General features: G+C 68.5%; 4 protein-coding genes, 1 pseudogene and 1 riboswitch. All 5 genes and pseudogenes read left to right on the top strand.

Annotated features, from left to right (window positions below):
* Nucleotides 1-384: 384 nt before the first annotated feature.
* Nucleotides 385-1,286: pseudogene (locus x551_RS18325) on the top strand (IS630 family transposase); the annotation flags it as partial.
* 49 nt (nucleotides 1,287-1,335) lie between these two features.
* A riboswitch (cobalamin riboswitch) is annotated at nucleotides 1,336-1,597 on the top strand.
* A 194-nt stretch (nucleotides 1,598-1,791) separates the two neighbouring features.
* Complete coding sequence (locus x551_RS27620) at nucleotides 1,792-2,352, top strand: TonB-dependent receptor plug domain-containing protein (RefSeq protein WP_231497621.1); 561 nt, start codon at nucleotides 1,792-1,794, stop codon at nucleotides 2,350-2,352.
* An 81-nt stretch (nucleotides 2,353-2,433) separates the two neighbouring features.
* Complete coding sequence (locus x551_RS27625) at nucleotides 2,434-3,522, top strand: TonB-dependent receptor (RefSeq protein ID WP_231497622.1); 1,089 nt, start codon at nucleotides 2,434-2,436, stop codon at nucleotides 3,520-3,522.
* Nucleotides 3,523-3,540: 18 nt separating this feature from the next.
* Nucleotides 3,541-4,866: a cobyrinate a,c-diamide synthase gene (locus tag x551_RS18335; RefSeq protein ID WP_036232070.1), complete on the top strand. Its 1,326-nt coding sequence runs from the start codon at nucleotides 3,541-3,543 to the stop codon at nucleotides 4,864-4,866.
* A 7-nt stretch (nucleotides 4,867-4,873) separates the two neighbouring features.
* Nucleotides 4,874-5,043: bifunctional adenosylcobinamide kinase/adenosylcobinamide-phosphate guanylyltransferase (locus x551_RS18340; protein ID WP_173402821.1), on the top strand; the 170-nt coding region annotated here is incomplete at its 3' end.

The raw sequence follows: 5,043 nt of genomic DNA on the forward strand, positions 1-5,043 counted from the left end.
ACTTCGTCTGGGCGATAGCCCATCAGGCGAGCCCGGCAACGGCAGTAGTTCATTGAACACGGACAGCAAGCGGGCTGCGGTGATGCGGCACGACTCACGGTAGGAAGAACCCTCAACGACACTATGAGCAGGAGGCCCTCGGGCAACCTGCGCACCTAGAGCGAGGCAGCTTCCACGACGGAAAGATGCACGGTGGTGACCAACCCACGGATATCAGTCTGATCCATCGTCGCAGCAACAGACTTGTGCCGCATCACCCCAGGCCGCTTGCCTATGAATCCATCAACAGATTGACTAAAGCGACCATATCAGTGTCCCGTTCCGTTAATGCGTGGCATATGTCTTGCGTCGGCTTTCGGTATCTTTGGGGCAGGAGACTCCGACATGCCGACGGCACGACCGAAGGCTGAACTCGTGCTCACCGAGGCCGAACGTTCTCAGCGGAGTTCGATGGCGCGCTCGCGCTCGATTCCCGCGTCGCTGGCGCTGCGCGCGCGCATCGTGCTGGCTGCGGCCGAGGGCGAGCCGAACAGCCAGATCGCCGAGCGCATGCAGATCACGGGCGCGACGGCCGGCAAGTGGCGAGGCCGCTTCATCGAGCGTCGCATCAACGGCCTGTACGACCGGCTTCGTCCCGGCAAGCCGCGCACCATCGATGACGAACGAGTCGCTGAACTGATCACCAAGATGCTGCACACCAAACCCGCCGGTGGGGCGACGCACTGGAGCGTGCGCAGCATCGCCGCGGAGACGACGATCTCGCCCACGAGCGTTCATCGCTTCGCTACTTCAAGCTGCTGGGCCTTCACCCGCATCGCAGCGAGTCGTTCAAGCTGTCCACCGATCCGTCTTTCATTGACAAGCTGCGCGACGTCGTGGGCCTGTACCTGAACCCGCCCGACAACGCCTTGGTGCTGTGCGTCGACGAGAAGAGTCAATGCCAGGCGCTCGAGCGTGCGCAGCCGCTTCTGCCGATGAGCTTCGGGTATGTCGAGGGCGTCACGCACGACTACGTTCGCCACGGAACAACCACACTGTTTCCGGCCTTGAACGTGCTCAACGGGGCGATCCTGGCCGAGTGCAATCCGCGCCATCGGCATCAGGAGTTCTTGGCCTTTCTGCGCTCGATCGACAAGGCCGTGCCGACCGAGCTCGACGTGCACTGCGTCGTTGACAACTACAGCAGCCACAAGCATCCCAAGGTCAGGGCCTGGGTGGCAGCGCGCCCGCGCTGGCACATGCACTTCATCCCAAGCTACAGCTCTTGGCTGAACCAAGTCGAGCGTCCCGAATCGAGCCCGAGCGTAGGGCTACTTGCTTGATTTTGCGAGTACGGTATACACTAATAGCGTTGGTGCTCGTCAAGGCGTTCCGCTGAGACAGTTCAACGGGAATCAGGGAGGGAATGGCCCGCATGGCCGGCCCCTAACCTGAGCTGCCCCCGCAACGGTAAGCGGACGGCAAGCCATCATGGATCCGGCTTGTCGGCTCGTGACTCAATGCCACTGGGTGTGCATCGCCTCGCGCGATGCGATCTGGGAAGGCGTCACGGGTAGTCTCCGTCAGCCGGATACCGGCCAACGAGGTGGCGCTCCGCGCAGTCGGCGCGCCGTAAGGCGCAAGGCCGCGGGGAAGCGGCAGGGCGCGGTTGGCTCATCTTCTTTCGCCATGACATCGACTGCCTCTGGCCGTGCGCTTCGCGCCGTCGCCGTTCTCGTCCCGTTCTCCCCTCTCTTCGCTTCACCCTGCGCCTTCGCTCAGGCTTCGTCGCCCGCAACCCTCGAGCGGGTCGTGGTCACGGCCAACCGCACGCCGCAACCAATCTCTTCCGTGCTGGCCGACATCTCGGTCATCGACCACGAGGACATCGAGCGCAGCGGCGTCATCGGCGTGGCCGATCTGCTGGCACGCCTGCCCGGCATCGAGTTCGCCCGCAATGGCGGCCCGGGCACATCCACGAGCCTCTTCATCCGCGGCAGCGAAACGCGCCACACCGCGGTCTACATCGACGGCGTGCGCGTCGACTCGCAGTCCACCGGCGGCGCCGCCTGGGAACAGATCCCGCTTGATCAGATCGATCGCATCGAGCTCGTGCGCGGGCCGGCGGCCGCGGTGTACGGCTCCGATGCCGTCGCAGGCGTCGTGCAGCTCTTCACCAAGCGGGGCAGCGGTCCCGTGCGCTCCAGGGCTTCGCTGACGCTCGGCTCCTACAACACGGTGCAAGGGCAGGTCGGGGTCAGCGAGTCGGCCGATGCGCTGAACTACTCCCTGTCCGCTGCGCACGGCCGCAGCGACGGCTTCGATGCCACCAAACCCGGAGCGTTCGGCCACAACCCCGACAAGGACGGCTAGACGCGCAGTTCCGTCCAGGGGCGCGTCGGCTACCAGATCAACGCCGAACACCGCATCGATGCGTCGCTGCTCGCGAGCAAGTTGAAGTCCGGCTACGACGGCTCGGCCACCACCGACGACCAGAACCGCCACACGCTGCGCACCGCCAACGTGGCCTGGCAAGGCAAGTGGAACCCCGACGCGACGACCCGGCTGCAGCTGGGCCAGACCAAGAGCACCTACGAGACGCAGCCCAGCTTCTACCGCACGGAAACCACGCTCGACGACGTCACGCTGCTGCACGAGCGGCGCGTGGGCAGCAACTGGTTCACCGGCACGGTCGAGCGGCGCAGCGACGAGCTGTTCAATCCCGCCACCGCCTTTGGCGCGGCCTTTGGCGGCAAGCGCCATCAGGACGCCATCGGCCTGGGCTGGCGCGGTGACTTCGGCGACCACAGCCTGCAGGCGCATGTGCGCCGCGACCAGGACAGCGAGTTCGGCGGCAAGAGCACCGGCAGCCTGGCCTGGGGCTGGGTGTTCATGCCGCAATGGCGCGTGACGGCATCGGCCGCTACGTCGTTCCGCGTGCCCACGCTGTACCAGCGCTTCAGCGAATACGGCAACGCCTCGCTGGTGCCCGAATCGGGCCGCAACGTCGAGCTGGGCCTGCGCTGGGCCGCCGCGGGCAGCGAGGCCAGCCTCACGGCGTGGCGCAATAAGATCACCAACCTGATCGCCTTCGGCTCGCCGGGAGCCTGCGTCAGCGCGTTCGGCTGCTACCAGATCGTCGGACACGCCCGACTGGAAGGCGTGACGCTCGCGGGCCGCACCCAAGTGGCCGGCCTGACGCTGCGCGGCTCGCTGGACTGGCACGACCCGCGCAACCTCGACACCGACAAGATCCTGCAGCGCCGCGCCAAGCGGCTGGCGACCTTTGGCGCCGAGACGCTGCTGGCCGGCTGGACGGTGGGCACCGAGGTGCAGGCGGCGGGGCTGCGCTACGAGAACGCTGCCAACACGCAGGTGCTGGGCGGCTACGGGCTGGTCAACGTCTACCTCGGCAAGTCGCTGATGCAGGGCCTCACGCTCGAAGCGCGCATCGACAACCTCGCCGACAAGCCCTACGCGCTGGCGCGCAACTACTCGACCGCCGGCCGCAACGGCCAGGTCACGCTGCGCTGGACGATGTGACCGGGTGAGGATCGCGCGATGGCTGCCGCCCTGTTGATCTCCGCCCTGGCCTCGGGCCAGGGCAAGACGCCGGTGGCGGCCGCACTGGCGCGCCTGCATGCGCGCCAGGGGCGCCGGGTGCGCTGCTTCAAGTGTGGCCGCGACTTCCTGGACCCCTTGTGGCTGCAGGCCGCCAGCGGGCAGCCGGTCGATTCGCTGGACCTGTGGATCAATGGCGATGCAGACTGCGCGCGCCGGCTGTTCGCAGCGGCCACCGATGCGGACCTCGTGATCGTCGAAGGCGTGATGGGCCTGTTCGACGGCCAGCCGAGCGCGGCCGACCTGGCCCAGCGCTTCGGCATGCCCGTTGTGGCGGTCATCGACGCGAGCGCGATGGCCGGCACCTTTGCCGCCGTGGCGCATGGCCTGCAGACCTGGCAGCCCGCGCTGCCCTGGGCCGGCGTGCTGGCCAACCGCGTGGGCAGCGCGCGTCACGCTGCGATGCTGCAGACGGCCTTGCGCGAGCCTCGGCACTGGCTGGGCCACCTGCCGCGCAACGAAGCATTCGGCCTGCCCGAACGCCACCTCGGCCTGCGCATGCCGCGTGAATCGGGCGATGTGCTGGCGCGCCTGGATGCCGCCGCCGATGCGCTGGCCACCACCCCGCTGGGGCAGCGCATCGCGTCCGACTGGCCCGTGTGGCAGGCACCGGCCGCCGGGCCGGCCCAGGCGCTGCCGCCCCTGCTGGACGGCTTGCGCATCGCGCTGGCGAACGACGAGGCCTTCGCCTTCGTCTACCCGGCCAACGTCGCCGTGCTGCAGGCCCTGGGTGCGCAGGTGCTGCCCTTCTCACCGTTGGCCGGCGATAGCATGCCGGACTGTGACGCGCTGTGGCTGCCGGGCGGCTACCCCGAGTTGCATGTCGCCGAGCTGGCTGGGCTGACGGATCTGCGGGCGCAGATCACGGAGCATGTCCGCGCGGGCCGCCCGGTCTGGGCCGAGTGCGGCGGGATGATGGCGCCGGCCGAGCGCCTGGTGGATGCTCAAGGACGAACGCACGAGCTCTGGGGCCTGCTGCCCGGCACCGCCGTGCTAGGGCGGCGGCTGGCCGCCCTCGGGTCGCACCAGTTGCAGTTGCCCGGCCACGACCAGGCTGCACTGCGGGGCCACAGCTTCCACTGGTCGCGCTTCGAGACGCCCCTGCCGGCCAGCGCGCACACCGAGCCGGCCCTCGGCATCGCCGCCGGTGCGGGCGAACCGGTCTACGAGCGCGGCAGCCTGCGCGCCAGCTGGTTCCACCCGTGGTTCGCGTCGTCACCGCGGGCGGCGGCGCGGCTGTTCCTGCCGGCGCCGCTGTGGTCGTGAGGCGCCCATGAACGCAGCCCATGAAATGATCCTCGGCGGCGCCCGCAGCGGCAAGTCGCGGACGGCCGAACAACGTGCCGCCGCCTGGCTGGCTGCCGACCCTTCGCGCCGCGCCACGCTGGTCGCCACCGCACTGCCCGGTGACGACGAGATGGCGCAGCGCATCGCGCGCCATCG

The sequence above is a fragment of the Methylibium sp. T29 genome, assembly GCF_000576205.1.
Lineage (GTDB): Bacteria > Pseudomonadota > Gammaproteobacteria > Burkholderiales > Burkholderiaceae_C > Methylibium > Methylibium petroleiphilum.